We start from the raw sequence: 14,485 nt of genomic DNA, 5'->3' as shown, positions 1-14,485 counted from the left end.
CTCCTGGGATACATGACCGCCACCAAAATTGGGCAGTCATGTACTCCACCGGGCTCCTGGGATACATGACCACTACCCAAAATGCCCATTTGAATCTTGGGAAATATGAATCAGCCTCTCTCTCGCTTTAATCATGCGCAGCTGGAAAGCGCTCTTCTAATTATCCAGCTCCAAACCCTGGCCCCTCGAGTCATAAGCCATCCAGGCCAAAAGGTTAAAGAACAACCTTCCGTCCTGATTGGCTTAGGGCCCACAGGATGTAGGTCATGCACACGTTGCCACAGGACGTGGCGTTCTTAGTCTGCGTTCCTTCAGTGAACAAGGCTTTTCCGCATTTCTTTGTCCAGCTCCAAAGCCTAGCCCCTCGAGTCATAAGCCAATCAGGCCAAAAGGTTAAAGAACAACCTTCCGGCCTGATTGGCTTATGCTTGTCGGGGCTGAACAAGGCTTTTCCGCATTTCTTTAAAAAAACACTTTTTATTTCTCCTAACCTGTGATAGTATTGTAAAAAAATATTGGGCATTGAAAAGGTATAGTAATGTATTTCTCCCTGTTGTAGAGAGCCGGTGGCAGGTGAAAACCGGTACAAAGAAATTGCATGAAGTTCCCCTTGGAGCATTTTCCGTGAACTCTTGGAAAAGAAAGCGGAAAACGGTAGTGTATACCGTTATCAAATTAAGTGGTGAAGATATTTTCACAAAAATGGGTGGTACCGCGATATAATCGTCCCTGCTGTTAAGCAGGGGCGTTTTTTATTTTCTGTGCCTGGAATTTTCTTCACAATGAGGGTGGTACCGCGAATTTCTTTTCGTCCCTGCATGAAGTTCATGCAGGGATTTTTATTTGTCGCTTAGGAATTTATAAATTGTAAGTCTTGTGGATACTTATCTTATCAATTCAATTCTTGATCAACGCCCTGCAGCTGCGCCGGGGCCAAATCCAAACCTCCCAAAAAGGCAAATAACGCCTTTCCGGAAGGCTCGGCTTGAGGCTTCAGGAAGCTGGTCATGCAGACGCTGCCACAGGCCGTGGCATTCTTAGCCTGGGTTCCTTAAGTGTTCAAGGCGCTTGCACTGCTCTGTTCTTTCAATGCCCGCTGAAATAATGTCTTTAGGAGAGTGATACTATGGAAAAACAAAAATGGGGGACAAAAATCGGGTTTATCCTATCTGCCGCCGGCTCTGCAATCGGGCTTGGTGCCATCTGGAAGTTCCCGTATATGACAGGGATCGGCGGAGGGGGCGCATTTTTCCTTGTTTTTATTCTGTTCACTTTATTCATTGGCCTGCCCATCCTGCTGGCCGAGTTCGTAATCGGCAGAAGCACCCAAAAGGAGGCCGTTGCTGCCTATAAAGCAATCGCTCCAGGTTCACTATGGCCATGGGTCGGCAGAATGGGCGTTGCCGCCTGCTTCCTGCTCTTATCTTTTTATAGTGTCATTGGCGGGTGGATCCTTATTTATCTGTGGTATGCCATATCCGGCAAACTGTGGTCCGAGGGGCTGAACTTTGAAGAAGTCTTTGGCGGAGCCATTTCCAGCCCGCTGCTTGCTGCAGGTGCCCAACTTATTTTTATCCTGCTTTCGGTCCTGATTGTCAGCAGGGGCGTGCAGGGCGGCCTTGAAAAGGTCAACAAATATTTTATGCCGGCATTATTCATCATGTTTCTGGCATTGATTGCAAGGTCATTGAGTTTTGATCACGCCATTGAAGGGGTCAAATTCTTTTTGCAGCCAGACTTTGGCAAGATGACACCTGATGTGTTTTTATATGCCTTGGGGCAGTCCTTTTTCTCGCTGTCTGTAGGCGTATCCGTAATGGTGACATACAGTTCCTATTTATCCAAGAAGGAAAATATTACGAAAGCCGCTTTTTCAATCACAGGGCTGACGCTGCTTATCGCGCTTCTCGCAGGACTGGCGATTTTCCCTGCCATTTTCTCTTTCGGCTTGGAGCCAGAAGAAGGCCCGGGCCTTCTGTTCATCGTACTTCCGGCCATTTTCAGCAAAATTGCATTTGGGGAGCTCTTTTTCATTCTCTTCCTGCTGCTGTTCTTTTTTGCTGCTTTGACTTCAGCTATTTCCATGCTGGAAATCAATGTAGCGGCTGCTGGCAAAAAGGCTGGCAGAACAAAGGCAAGCTTCCTGTTCGGCCTGCTTATTTTTGCAGCCGGCATCCCTTCCGCCCTTTCTTTTGGCGTATGGAATGACATCCTGATCTTCGGCAAAACCTTCTTTGATTTAGCCGACTATCTTGTCTCGAATATCCTCCTGCCTCTAGGTGCCTTATTCATTACCCTTTTTGTTCCCTGGCGTATGGACAGGAATACACTGGTCAATGAATTGCAGGCCGGATCCGGCATGGCCCGAAGGCTGTTTGCTCTCTGGCTGCTTCTGCTTAAGTACGCCGTTCCTGCAGCCATAATCATTGTCTTCCTGAACGGTACAGGAATTATAAAGTTTTAAGAAGAATGCCAGGGTTTTCCCTGGCATTTTCTCATAGCATTAAAAAGCATACCTCAAACCTGAAAACTTCTTATAAATTAAAGCGTTTACATCTAAACAAGAACGTTTTGCCTCATTGACAGAAAATTGTTCGTCTTGTAAAATTATCAGAAAATTATATAAAGCAGGTGGATTGATTGGCTATGTTTCAAATTCTTGTCGCAGATTCAATCAGCGGAGCAGGATTGCTCCCTCTTACAGAGATGGAAAACGCCCGGCTGATACAAAAAAAGACGGATGACCCTGAAGCAGATCTGGAAAATATAGATGCCCTTTTGGTGAGGAGCGCCACAATAGTGGACAGCGAGCTGCTTGATAAAATGCCAAGGCTCCAAATTATTGCAAGAGCCGGTGTCGGAGTCGACAACATTGATGTCGCTGCGGCCACTAAAAGAGGGATAGTGGTGGTCAATGCCCCTGACGGCAACACCATTTCTACTGCAGAGCATACTTTTGCTATGATGGCTTCATTGATGAGAAATATTCCACAGGCCCACCGGACCGTCAAAAATCTGGAATGGAACAGAAATGCCTTTATCGGGAATGAGCTTTTCGGAAAGACGCTGGGCATTGTCGGCATGGGCAGGATCGGTTCTGAACTTGCTAAGCGCGCCAAGGCTTTTGGTATGTCCATTTCTGTTTATGATCCTTTCTTGACGAAAGAAAGAGCTGCCAAGCTTGCCGTGGAAAGCCTTCCTCTTGAGGAAGTGCTTAAAAAAGCGGATATCATCACTGTCCATACTCCACTTACCCCTCAGACAAAAGGCCTGATTGATGCCAAAAGGATAGAAATGACTAAAACAGGCGTCTATTTCCTTAATTGTGCCCGAGGCGGAATCATCAATGAACTGGATCTTGCAGAATATATCAGGAACGGGCATATTGCAGGTGCGGCCCTTGATGTTTTTGAGGAGGAACCTCCTTTTGATAATCCGCTCCTTGGGTTTGACAATGTAATTGTAACCCCTCACCTCGGCGCTTCAACAAAAGAAGCACAGCTGAATGTGGCAACACAGGTAGCCGAGGAAGTCCGGCTTTTTCTGGAAGATAAGCCTGTCTCCAATAGCATCAATCTGCCGGCGATGTCGAAGGAAATCTATGAAAAAATACAGCCTTTTCACCAGCTTTCCAAGCAAATCGGCCTTATACTTTCACAGTGCGTGACCGAAGGGATACAGGAGATTTCCATTACCTATTCCGGGACTGTCACAGAGCTGGAAACCTCATATCTGACCAAAGCATTATTATCCGGTTTTTTCAAAAACCGCATTGATATTCATGTAAATGAAGTGAACGCCCTTTTAACTGCCAAAGAACGAGGCATTACAATCGGCGAAAAGATATCAGTGTCAGGCTTCGGCTATGCGAACTGCATATCCGTTGCAGCGAGAAATGATCATAGCGAATTTATTGTCAGGGGGACATTCATTGAAAATTACGGTCCGCGCATCGTATTCCTGAATGGGTTCAATATTGATTTCCTTCCTGAGGGAGAACTTCTCTATATCCAGCATATGGACCGCCCAGGGGTAATCGGGCGGGTAGGAAAGGTGCTGGGAGACCATTCCATCAATATCGCCACCATGCAGGTTGGGCGGAAAGAGGCTGGCGGCGAAGCCATCATGGTCTTATCATTTGATAAACCTCTGGGCAGAAGCTCGTTCGAATTGCTTGAAGGCCAGGAAGATATTGTCTCCATCAGGAATATATCATTATAGAAGCACAAAAAGAAGAAGATGGCAGACCCGCCATCTTCTTCTTTTTGTGCTTCAGCCGATTGGATGCTCCACCCTTTCTCCCTTGGAAAATGTCATGATTTTCTCATATCCTGCTTCTCTTGCCATCAGGAGCGCCTGGTCAAAATCAGCGCCTACATCCTTCGGAAAGTGGGCATCGGATGATAGGACAATCGGGATGTTTTTTTCATAGCATTTCCTTAAGAGCCTTGGGTCCGGGTAGAGCTCTCCTACAGGCTTCCTCAGGCCGGCTGTACTTATTTCGACACAGGTTTTTGATTCAGCCAGGGCATTTGCTGCCCTCTCATACTGCTCCAGCAGGAATTCTTCATCCTGCGGTACATATTTAAATATTTTTACTAAATCAATATGGCCGATGATATCGAAAAGATTGGACTGGGCAAGGGTAACCACCTGGTCAAAATAGGCTCTGTACACTTCATACAGATCCCTTTTGTCCCATTCATGCCTGAATTCGGATAAATCAATCCCAAAATCCCCGATCCAATGGATAGAACCAATTATGTAATCAAAATCATAGTTTGTGATAAACCGCCGCATTTCTTCGTGCTTTCCCGGGGTATAGTCCATTTCGATCGACATCTTTACATCAATGCCGCTGTTCCAGGCCTGCCTGAAAAGAGCTGTATAATCATTCATATCATAATAGCGCCTTTCATCTACCCAGGGATTCCTCAATATATCCGCAGTCTGATAAAAATGATAGGCGTGCTCTGAGATGCCGAAATGGGCAATTCCTTTTTCCTCGGCCCTGTCTGTAAATTGTTTTAAATAATCAAGCGTCAAAGTCCCTTTTTCGAGATGATTATGGTAATCGGTAAGCAATTTATCCCCTCCCCAATTTTATTCATTATACTTCGGGAGAGGACTGGCTTCAATCTATTCTGTGAATTATCTGGCAGAAAGAATCTCTCCGGGATGAATGATGTCATCTGCCAGACTGTTTGCTTTTTTAAGCTGTGATACTGTCGTGCCCAACTTGGCTGCTATAGCAAACAGTGTATCTCCGGTTTTCACTTCATAGACTGGCTCTGCTGCTTCTTTGCTCTTTTCATGGCTGCTTGACGCCATCATCAGCTGCCGCAGTCTCAGCCTTTGCTCGCGGGCCTCGGCAGCAGGCACAGCTGGAGGCTTATGATCGGAAGTTTCCATCGTTTTACTGGCAGCTGTACCGCTTTGCATTTTGCTCCCGGCACTCTCATCTTTTCTGCCTGAAGCGGTGAGGGGCTGTCCATTATCATCTGTGAGCAGCTGGCCAGCCGCTTCTATGATTCTGAAGCCTTCTGCAGGCTGCACTGAACTGACCGCAGACCCAATTTCTGTCTCTCCTAGGGCAAGAAATGGATCGACAGCGTTCTGCTTATCGTATGTCCATTCTGATATATGTACTTCAAAATGAAGATGGACACCCGAGGAATCCCCTGTATTGCCCATGGTGCCGATCGTCTGGCCCTGCAGCACCTTTTCCCCTTCTGCTGCCTTTCTCTCCTGAAGGTGGGCATAAACAGTCTCTGTGCCGTTTGGATGCTTAATAAATATGACATTCCCATAGGAATCAGAATAATAGGATCTGGTAACGCTCCCCTCCTCTGCTGCATAAACCGGTGTACCGGGATCTGAGGCGATATCAATTCCTTTGTGTGCGCCATTCCGGGTGCCAAAGCAGTCAGACAGGACACCATCCGCCGGCCACTGCCAATTTGAAGCAAACACTTCATCATGCAGTGCTGAAGCCTGCGGCTGCTTGCCGCCGATGAACAGCAGGCTAATGAATAACAGCACAAGCCATGCTATTAAAAATCTTCTTATATAATCTCTCATATTATCCTCCTTGCCATTTCAGCTTTACTTTTCCACCGTATGACAGCATGTCCCATAATAGAACTTCCATGTCTGGAAACCTTAGTATTCCCGCTCGATTTGCCGGGAGAAAACACAGCCATTATTATGCAATTTACGCAGTAGGTTTTATACAAGAAAGAATATTAAGGTTATTCAGGAAAGTGCAAAGGCAGTTGCAGCTGATAGACAGTAATCAAAAAGGCGGGATCATATTTATTATCTTTCATAAATAAAAACAGGAATCAGCCTATTGGCCGATTCCTGTTCCTCGCATTTATTTTAAAATTATGGGAGCTGCCGCCAGTTCGGTGCTGCCGGAACATTCAACCCTTCCTGCAGCTGGAAGCTTCCCACCTTTTCAATTTCAACATTGTCCAGCTTGACAGAACTGTAATCAAATCCTTTAGCCATCAGAAGGATAGCTTCAATGGTATAGGACGAAGCAGCATTGTCCTCAAGCTTTGTGCCTTCCTCCAGGGTCAGTGTCAGCTCGCTGCCTTCGCCTGGGGACTCTGTTCCGCTTTTTATATTCATATCGCTTGGGATAGACGGCTCCAGCCCCAGCGTTTCTTTGTTCAGTTTCATTGCCTCGATTGCATCCTGGACCGAGCTGTAGCTTTCTTTACCAGGCACAATGAATGGCTCAGATCCTTGATTTGTGTATAAAAAATAATAGGCATGATTTCCGATATCTTCTTCAACAGTGAGGCTATCCACAGCCCCTGTGTTGCTGATCACCGCACCTGGCTCGCCTTCAGTTGTTAAAAGTACTCTCTGAGCATTAAGTGTGTCCAGATGATTAGTTAATAGCGATTTAAACAGAGTTTCATTAGCAGATCCGTTAAAGTCTGCATCTTTTTTAATATCAGCAGTCAATGTTTCTGTTTCAGGATCATAGAACAGCTCTGCCTGCGGAATCGGATATGCTTCGCCCAGGCCCCATTCTTCCTCTGTGAGCTTCTCCATCGTTTCTTTATATAAATCAAATTCTGTTATGCCTTCCTCTGGTGCAGCAAGGACGCTTACAGGCACCAGTGTCTGGATATTTGCATCCGGAATGGCATAGGTAAGAATAGTCTGCCCCTGTATGTCTTCTTCATATAAAGCGGTCCGGTAGTCGCTGTCTTCTTCCTCAAAAGAAGCAAGCCCCGCCTTCCCGTCATCCTCCTGCACTTCGGTTTCTGACGGCTCTGCCTCAGAATCATTTTGGACCCCGGCCTCCCCTTCGCTGGTGTCTTCACTCTTTTGGGCAGTCTCATAGCTGTTTTCCTTCTGTTCAGAAGGTTCTCCTCCTGAAGAAGCCTGCTCTCCTTTATCTTCTGCTGCCTGATCGGCAGATTCCTGCAGCTGCTGTCCGGTCAGGCCCGGAATCAGGATAAAGAGAAGAAGGACAGCCGCAGCAGCTGCCGCTGCAGGAACGACCCAGAATGTGCGTTTCCGCTTCCGCATCCTTCGGGATATATTCTGGTAGATCTCCTGGGGTTCCCGCTCATCCTGTATCTTTGGAAGCTGCCGGAGCAGCCTTTCAAGCTGTTCATCGTTCCACTCTGACTTTTTCACCATCTCTTCCCTCCTTTATCATTAAAGTCTCCATATGGCCCTTCAGTACCTTCAGAGCCCTGTGCTGGGTTGTTTTTACCTTGCTTTCGGTCCAGCGGAGGGCTTCGGCTGTTTCCGAAATAGACAGCTCCTGGATATATCTCATAATAATCACCATCTTCTGGTCGACTGTGCATAAGTCAAGGCAGCGGTAGATCATCTGGATTTCTTCGCGCTGCAAGGCGATATCTTCCGGTACGGGGCTGTCGTCCCTGATCTGCTGTTCGGTCCAGTCGAATTTTTCCAGTATCCTCTGTTTCCACCCTTTCTGCTTACGGAAAGAATCAATCGCAACATTTCGGGCGATAGAGAATAACCAGGTTTTCTCACTGCTTTTTCCTTCAAACCGGTCATAGGATTTAAGGACACGGATATATACTTCCTGCACCAGATCCTCTGCCAGCTCTTTACTCTTCACCATATAAAATAGGAATTGAAAAACGTCCTGATGATAATTTGTATATAAGTCATCAAAAACGGAGTCCATAGGTCTTCCCTCCCCGTTCATAAATTAGTCGCAGTTTATGTACAAAAAGTTACATCTATAAATATAGTATTTCTCAGAAAAAAAAGGAAGGGACTTTTTGTGTATTCCCTTCCAGCTGCTTCCACTATTGATGAATGATGCTTTATATGGTGTATTTGTTTCTTGTGAATCAAGAATAAACGGCATTTTCCTGTCTTTTATTCAATATTTCGAGGAATGACGAAGGAAAATGTCGTTCCCTGCTGCAGCTTGCTTTGTACAGAAATCTGCCCTTTGTGGGCGTCAATGATATTTTTTGCGATTGCAAGGCCGAGGCCCGTTCCTGACCGTCCTCTTGTCCGCGCTTTATCTGCCTTATAGAATCGTTCGAAAACGAACGGAAGGTCCTCCTCCGGAATACCGGATCCCGAATCAGCAACCTCGACCATCAGGCCTTTTTCTTCGGACTTCACCGTTATTTTGACAGACCCGTCTTCAGGTGTGTGCCGGATGGCATTGTCGATCAGATTGGTCAGCACCTGTTCAATTCTGTCAGGGTCAAAGACAAAATCATCTTCAGTTATGCTGAATTCGCTTTCTAGCTTGATGATCTTCTCTTTGGAAAGCCCTTGAAATTTCCTTGCAATCCTGCTGATGTATGGCTTCAGTTCGACTCTGTCAAGGGTAAGCTGTATATGGCCTGCCTCCATCCTTGCCAGGTCAAGCAGTTCATTGACCAGCCTGCCCATCCTGAGTGACTCGTCATAAATGACGCTTGCCATTTCTTTTTTCTCTTCATCTGTACCCGCAATATCATCCACAATCGCTTCACTGTAGCCCTGCATCATCGCAATTGGCGTCCTGAGCTCATGAGAGACATTGGCAATGAAGTCCTTCCTCAGCTTATCCAGCTGTCTTTCTTCTGTCATATCCCGCAAAACGGCAACCGCCCCGCGGATAAAGGTATTATTATACAAAGGGCTGACGATGATGACCCAGATCCTGCCCTGGATCGGCATCTCTCCTAATTGCTCTTTTCCCGTATCGACGGCGCGCTGAAACAGCTTCATCACTTCTGAAGGGACTGCTTCAATTTTCGTACTCTCTTCCCCCTGCTCATAATACCAGTTCTGGATGAAGCGCTCAGCCGGAGGATTGGTGACAAGAATGGTACCATCGCGGCTGAAGGTGATGACACCGTCTGCCATCCCGCTCAATATACTTGCCAGCTGCTCTTTTTCCTGGCTGAGTGCATTGATATTGAATTTCAGCTGCCTGCCCATCTGGTTAAAAGCGGTTGCCAGCTCCCCGATTTCATCATGCGTGAGAATAGGGACCTTTGTATCAAATTTGCCCTTTGCCACTTCAAAAGCCGCCTCCCTCATTTTCCGGAGGGGTGCTGTGATTCTTGTAGAAAGGAAGAAGGCAAAGATTGTGGTAAGGACAATGGCGATTCCTGCAGCAAGGATAATGAACTTTGTGGTTGACCTTGTCGTTTTCTGCATTTCTTCAAGAGACTGGTATATAAATACAGCCCCTGTGTCCCCATCATCAATATACGGCACACCGATGATCAGGATGCGGGAATCCTCCCCAGCTTCACCGGTGGCAGGGTATGGATATACTTTCTTGACTGAACGCCCGGCAAAAGCCTCGGCCAGCCCTTTATCTTCAAGGAAGAATTCACGGGGAAGCTCAATCGGCTCCCCTTTGTCGGGTGAATGATAATATTCTTCATTATTTTTGATGATAGCAACATTGGTCACATCATCGACCAGCTCCCAGGAAATCTCCAGACCCACATCAAGGTCATGCTCCTTAAGGATCACGGAGATCTTATTGGCAGTTTTGGTCAGCCCCTTTTCAATCTCATTGATCTGGTTGTTCTCGAAAAACTCAAGAAGCAGCACCGTAAGGGTAAAAAGGACAAAGGCCACCAGGAAGATGATTGTGATCCATAGCTTGCCTACTACGCTGCGCCAAAACATCATTCATTAACAACCTCGAATTTGTAGCCGACACCCCAGACCGTTACGATCATCCGCGCTGCCTGCTCAGATACTTTATTCAGCTTTTCCCTCAGCCTTTTCACATGCGTATCAACTGTCCTTAAATCTCCGAAAAATTCATACTGCCAAACTTCCTTAAGCAGCTGCTCACGGTCAAAAACTTTATCAGGCGATTTAGCAAGGAAATACAGCAGCTCATATTCCTTTGGTGTCAGGCTGACCTCTTTACCGTCCGCAAGCACCCGGTGGGCATCATTATCAATGGTCAAATGCCGGAATACGATTACATCTTTTGCAGCAGTTTCAGTCTGCAGGTAGCTCGTCGTGCTGGACCGGCGCAAAAGCGCCTTTACCCGGAGGACAACCTCCCGCGGACTGAACGGCTTGACGATATAATCATCTGTCCCTGCTTCAAAGCCCTGGACCCTGTTCACTTCCTCACCCTTCGCAGTCAGCATGATAACAGGCGTCGCCTTTCTTTCCCTGAGCTCACGGCATACTTCGATCCCATCCTTGCCCGGCATCATCAAGTCCAGCAGGATGACATCATAATCAGTTTCAAAGGCCTTCTCCAGGGCCTCACTGCCATCACCGGCCTCTTCAATCACATAGTTCTCCCTCTCCAGGTACATCTTTAAAAGCCGCCTGATTCTTTCCTCATCGTCCACTACCAGGATTTTGGTTTCTCTCTCCATAATAGAATCCTCCTTTAATAGATCAGCTGCGAGGGGTCCCCTGGGCAGCCGGAATGCCGCAAATGTCTGTAAGATTTTAAAAAAAGCCTCCACATAGAAATCGTGAAGGCTTTATGGAATTATTGTCAGGATCCCGCGTATGAGTGAAGACCTGCAATGACAAGATTGACTGCAACCAGGTTAAACATAATGATGGCAAACCCGATGACCGCGAGCCATGCCGACTTTTCTCCATGCCAGCCCTTGGACAGCCGGAGATGAAGGAAAGCAGCATAGAACAGGAATGTGACAAGCGCCCAAACCTCTTTTGGGTCCCAGCCCCAGAATCTCGTCCAGGCAATTTGGGCCCAGATCATTGCAAAGATAAGCCCTCCCAGCGTAAATACCGGGAATCCTATCAATACTGCACGGTACCCGATTTCATCCACAAGGTCCAGTTTGATGTTGCGGACCAGCGGCTGGATGCTTGCGGCAATCCTCTTGCGGAGGATAAGCCTGAGCAACCCGTAAAGGATGAGCCCTGCCCCGATCGACCATATGACAGTATTCAGTTTTTTAGCATTGATGATGGCCGGCATTTCCACAAGCGGCTCAAATCTGCCGTCAGTTGTAAGCGTTCCTTCATGCGGGCCCGTAATGGCAGGCATTGTGTAATCAAGTACTGATTCCTGGTCCCCTTTGTCTATCCATGTAAAGCTTGCTTTATAATCAGCTGCTGAGAAAATGGATGAGACCGCAATGAAACCAATAGTACAAATAAGTCCGAACATGACTGCTTCAAGCCAGAAGGTCCGTTTGCTGGATTTTGATTGATCGACAGCCTTCACCAGATAAATCAGGCCTGCTGCAAAGCTGACTGAAAGAATCGCTTCGCCGATGGAAACAGTCGTTACATGGATATAAAGCCAGTCACTCTGCAAAGCAGGGATGAGCGGCGAGATATCGCGCGGAAACATGCTGGCATAAGCGATGACAAGCAGCGCGACCGGCATCGTAAACACACCAAGCATCGGTGTTTTGTATAAAAAGTAAATAATGATGAATGCTCCAACAAGAGACATCCCGAAGAATGTCATAAATTCAAAAAGATTGCTGACAGGAGCATGGCCGGAGGCAATCCAGCGGGTGATAAAATAACCCAGCTGGGCTGCGAACCCGGCGATGGTCACGGTAATGGCAATCCTTGCCCATCTGTTTGGAGACTTTTGGCCGGCGCCATGTTTTTTATCCCTGATGCTTCCGCCAAAAAATAATGTGGCAATTAAGTATAAAATAAAGGCAGTGTATAATAAATTTCCGCTCAGTGCTACCACAATTATTGTCCCTCCTTATCTGTTTTTTCCAGTTTATCTGTTTTATCATTTTCCATCTGGTCTTCAGGAATGCTGATGCCTGTATCTTCAAGGGCAAGCTCAATCTCCCTCTTCAGGCCATGCCAGTTCTTATTCGTGTGGCCGGCAACCCAAACTTCACCGTCAAAGCGGCGCAGCCATATACGGCGATGGTTCCAGTAGGCGCCCTGGATGACGCCGATCATAAAGATCGCACCTCCAAGAGCCAGTATCCAAAGAGTCATATCCTTGCGCACTGTCAGGCCTGAAACATCCTTTGTCTCAACTCCCTGGAAGGCAAGTTTGTATTCATTGTCCCCCATCGGCTCGATTGTCTGCTGAATGGCCACAAAACTTACTTCTCCGTCCGGCTTATCCGGTGTAAACATTTTAAAAACAAATGCCGGATTATTCGGGATGCGCGATTTTGTTGTCGGGTCCCCATTTTCATCAAATTCAAAGTCCGGGAAATAGCTGACGACTTCTACTGAATAGCCATCATTCAGCTTATATTCTGTCTGGGGATCGTACAGATCAACTGTCAGATCGCCGAATGTTTCCCCTGATTCTTTATTAGTCAGGGAAAATGACATTTTGTTCAGCTCGTTCAGCTTGTAATCCACCTGATAAATCGCAAACGACTCGAACTTCAGCGGCTCATTCACCTTAATGCTGTAATCTTTCACCTTTTCAAGGTCATGTTCTTCACCAGTAACGGTTTCACCCTGCTTCCGGTAAAGAGTCACATCGGATTGATAGTTCTTAGCAACGGTGCCGGCCCTGTCGATTGCATTATCAAAGACTTCATTATCCTTCTCTTTATCATAGACTTCTAGAGTGAATTCTTCATTGGAAAGATAGTATTCCCCTTTTGTATCAGGGATGACTTTCGTTTCGCCTTCCCTGAGCCACAATACTTCATCCACATACATCCCGGGAACGAAACGGAGCATGCCGCCAATCAGGAAAATGATCAGGCCGACATGGTTGACATACGGGCCCCAGCGGGAGAACCGCCCTTTTTCAGCGAGTACATTGCCGTTTTCTTCACGGATATTGTATTTCCTTGATTTAAGCTTTTCCTTGATCACTTCATACTGTCCGTCAACATTATCAGTCTTTGAAATCCCAAAAAGCCGCTGGCGTTTTAAATAGCCTTCATGCCTTGTAACACGCTGTGTCTTTAAAGCCCGGTATAAAGGCACTGCCCGGTCAAGGCTGGCGATGACCAGCGAAACGCCGAGGGAAGCAATCAGGATTAAATACCACCATGAGCTGTAGAGATTATGGAAGCCAAGTTCATAATACAGCTTCCCGAACCATCCGTACTGGTCTTCATAATATTCGGCAGCAGGCATGGTTGGAGGGATATACATTTCCTGCGGGAGGATTGTCCCCAGCGCCGATGCAATCAGGGTGAGTACGATGATCCAAACGCCGACTTTGACAGAGGAAAAGAAATTCCAGATCTTGTCCACAAATGTCTTATTATAGGTCTGTGAGCGCCGCGCTGTCCCTTCATATCTCATATCGATCAGCTTTTTGTCTTTTGCCTGCTCCTCGAGCACCTTTCCGCATGATTCACAAAGTATGGTCCCATGCGGATTGAGATGCCCGCATTCGCATTTAACTTCTTTCATCCTAAAAACTCCCTGTTACTTAGGTTGGATCTGCTCCATAAAGGTGCGGATCGTATCTTCTGTCAATTGGCCTGTATGGATTTTCACCACTTCGCCCTCCGGATTGATCAGGAATGTGGCCGGAAGGGGATCGATGGCATACGCATTCTGTACCTGGCCATCCTTGTCGTTGACGATCGGGAATGCGAGTCCATATCTTTCAGCAAACTTCTTGACGGCAAAATCAGATTCGCCTACATTTACAGCCAGCACCTGAACGCCCTCGTCCGTGAACTCTTTGTACTGGTTATTCATATAAGGCATTTCCTTTTCGCAGGGCTTGCACCAGGTTCCCCAGAAGTTCAGGAAAACCCCCTGCCCTTCATAATCCGACAGCCTGTGCTTTTCTCCATCCATGTCAACCAAAGCAAAGTCAGGCGCTTTCTCCCCGACTGCAACTTTTTTAATATCATCTTTTGTTATGCTTGCATATAGAGTGTATGCAACGGCAGCACCCAGAACAAGCAAAATGACTGTCCTCATAACGAGACGCCGTTTTTTCATAAGTACCTCCCCGATCTTTCATACTGCTTCATCTTAAGCCCTCTGAAGGAGCAGCAGCACCCTGCAAGAATCCGCATACAATCCTTTGCGTGCAGGTATA

Annotated in this window: 11 protein-coding genes and 1 other annotated feature; of the genes, 2 read left to right on the top strand and 9 right to left on the bottom strand. The window is 46.8% G+C overall.

The window, feature by feature from the left end; genetic code table 11:
- Window positions 1–513: 513 nt before the first annotated feature.
- Window positions 514–734 (top strand) — a binding site (T-box leader).
- 392 nt (window positions 735–1,126) lie between these two features.
- On the top strand, window positions 1,127–2,464 hold the full coding sequence (locus tag LCM00_RS09655) for a sodium-dependent transporter (RefSeq protein ID WP_224900785.1): 1,338 nt from the start codon (window positions 1,127–1,129) through the stop codon (window positions 2,462–2,464).
- A gap of 182 nt (window positions 2,465–2,646) precedes the next feature.
- Entirely contained in the window at window positions 2,647–4,221 is a 1,575-nt protein-coding gene (serA, locus tag LCM00_RS09650; RefSeq protein ID WP_224900794.1) for a phosphoglycerate dehydrogenase, read from the top strand.
- A 51-nt stretch (window positions 4,222–4,272) separates the two neighbouring features.
- Here serA and LCM00_RS09645 read toward each other — a convergent pair whose 3' ends face one another.
- From LCM00_RS09645 to resA, 9 genes are all read right to left on the bottom strand, one after another.
- Entirely contained in the window at window positions 4,273–5,085 is an 813-nt protein-coding gene (locus tag LCM00_RS09645; RefSeq protein ID WP_224900782.1) for a histidinol-phosphatase, read from the bottom strand.
- Between the two features lie 66 nt (window positions 5,086–5,151).
- Window positions 5,152–6,081, bottom strand: coding sequence for a peptidoglycan DD-metalloendopeptidase family protein (locus LCM00_RS09640; protein WP_224900779.1), 930 nt, complete (start codon window positions 6,079–6,081; stop codon window positions 5,152–5,154).
- Window positions 6,082–6,387: 306 nt separating this feature from the next.
- The gene (locus tag LCM00_RS09635) at window positions 6,388–7,665 is read right to left on the bottom strand and encodes a hypothetical protein (protein WP_224900776.1); all 1,278 of its coding nucleotides are present in this window, start codon (window positions 7,663–7,665) and stop codon (window positions 6,388–6,390) included.
- Window positions 7,637–8,188 carry an RNA polymerase sigma factor SigX gene (sigX, locus tag LCM00_RS09630; RefSeq protein ID WP_224900772.1) on the bottom strand — a complete coding sequence of 184 codons (552 nt, stop codon included), beginning with the start codon at window positions 8,186–8,188 and terminating at the stop codon, window positions 7,637–7,639. Before sigX ends, LCM00_RS09635 begins: the two co-directional genes overlap by 29 nt.
- A gap of 197 nt (window positions 8,189–8,385) precedes the next feature.
- Window positions 8,386–10,158, bottom strand: a complete 1,773-nt coding sequence (locus tag LCM00_RS09625; protein ID WP_224900769.1) for an ATP-binding protein — start codon at window positions 10,156–10,158, stop codon at window positions 8,386–8,388.
- Entirely contained in the window at window positions 10,155–10,871 is a 717-nt protein-coding gene (locus tag LCM00_RS09620) for a response regulator transcription factor (RefSeq protein ID WP_224900765.1), read from the bottom strand. The genes LCM00_RS09625 and LCM00_RS09620 overlap by 4 nt, the downstream gene beginning before the upstream one ends.
- A gap of 125 nt (window positions 10,872–10,996) precedes the next feature.
- Complete coding sequence (ccsB, locus tag LCM00_RS09615; RefSeq protein ID WP_224900762.1) at window positions 10,997–12,184, bottom strand: c-type cytochrome biogenesis protein CcsB; 1,188 nt, start codon at window positions 12,182–12,184, stop codon at window positions 10,997–10,999.
- Window positions 12,185–12,186: 2 nt separating this feature from the next.
- A complete protein-coding gene (gene resB / locus LCM00_RS09610; protein WP_224900759.1) occupies window positions 12,187–13,842 on the bottom strand; it encodes a cytochrome c biogenesis protein ResB in 1,656 nt (551 codons plus the stop codon).
- Window positions 13,843–13,857: 15 nt separating this feature from the next.
- A complete protein-coding gene (gene resA / locus LCM00_RS09605; protein ID WP_224900756.1) occupies window positions 13,858–14,385 on the bottom strand; it encodes a thiol-disulfide oxidoreductase ResA in 528 nt (175 codons plus the stop codon).
- Window positions 14,386–14,485 lie beyond the last annotated feature (100 nt).

Source organism: Bacillus infantis, assembly GCF_020171945.1.
GTDB lineage: Bacteria > Bacillota > Bacilli > Bacillales > Cytobacillaceae > Bacillus_AB > Bacillus_AB infantis_A.
This window is presented reverse-complemented; position numbering and strand designations above follow the sequence as displayed.

Excerpts from the sequence above, each read along its gene's own strand:
- resB (WP_224900759.1), bottom strand. The coding sequence starts at position 13,842 with ATGAAAGAAGTTAAATGCGAATGCGGGCATCTCAATCCGCATGGGACC.
- LCM00_RS09635 (WP_224900776.1), bottom strand. The coding sequence starts at position 7,665 with ATGGTGAAAAAGTCAGAGTGGAACGATGAACAGCTTGAAAGGCTGCTC.
- LCM00_RS09655 (WP_224900785.1), top strand. The coding sequence starts at position 1,127 with ATGGAAAAACAAAAATGGGGGACAAAAATCGGGTTTATCCTATCTGCC.
- LCM00_RS09625 (WP_224900769.1), bottom strand. The coding sequence starts at position 10,158 with ATGATGTTTTGGCGCAGCGTAGTAGGCAAGCTATGGATCACAATCATC.
- resA (WP_224900756.1), bottom strand. The coding sequence starts at position 14,385 with ATGAAAAAACGGCGTCTCGTTATGAGGACAGTCATTTTGCTTGTTCTG.
- serA (WP_224900794.1), top strand. The coding sequence starts at position 2,647 with ATGTTTCAAATTCTTGTCGCAGATTCAATCAGCGGAGCAGGATTGCTC.
- LCM00_RS09620 (WP_224900765.1), bottom strand. The coding sequence starts at position 10,871 with ATGGAGAGAGAAACCAAAATCCTGGTAGTGGACGATGAGGAAAGAATC.
- LCM00_RS09640 (WP_224900779.1), bottom strand. The coding sequence starts at position 6,081 with ATGAGAGATTATATAAGAAGATTTTTAATAGCATGGCTTGTGCTGTTA.
- sigX (WP_224900772.1), bottom strand. The coding sequence starts at position 8,188 with ATGGACTCCGTTTTTGATGACTTATATACAAATTATCATCAGGACGTT.